1 pseudogene is annotated in these 521 nt (G+C 70.8%); it reads right to left on the minus strand.

Annotated elements, in window-relative coordinates:
* Positions 1-206, minus strand: a pseudogene (locus D7X12_RS44885) (hypothetical protein); the annotation flags it as partial.
* Positions 207-521: the final 315 nt, after the last annotated feature.

A 521-nucleotide genomic window follows, 5' to 3' on the forward strand; every position in this document is an offset into this window, starting at 1 on the left:
CCACCCACCACGAGCACCCGGCCGTCGTTCAGCAAGGTCGCCGTGTGGTTACGGCGGACCACCGCGAGCGACCCGGTGGCGGACCACGTGTTGGTGGCCGGGTCATACACCTCGGCCGTGGCGAGCTCACCGTTGGACCCCGTCCCACCCACCGCGAGCACCCTGCCGTCGGGCAGCAAGGTCGCCGTGTGGCCGGTCCGAACCGACGTCATGGAAGCCGTCAGGGGGAGCGCCATGGCCCCACCCTGCTCCCCATCGCCTTCGAGCTCCGGCCCGGGCCCGCAGGCGAGGAGCGCGAGCGCGAGCGCTGCTGCCAGGTGGCTTGCGCGGTGACGATGCCAGGGAGTCGGGGCCGCGGCGCGCGAAGGAGTCGCAGCCAGGGAGAGGTGGTGCATGGGGCTCACGTTTCAGTGTGGGGAGGCATTGAGTTAGAGCAGCCCTTGAAACAATTTGTCGAGAGACCCGGGTCGCAGGGGGCACGGACGTGCTACCCCAGGGTCATGGACCGCCCCCGCCGACCC

The organism is Corallococcus sicarius (assembly GCF_003611735.1).
Classification (GTDB): domain Bacteria; phylum Myxococcota; class Myxococcia; order Myxococcales; family Myxococcaceae; genus Corallococcus; species Corallococcus sicarius.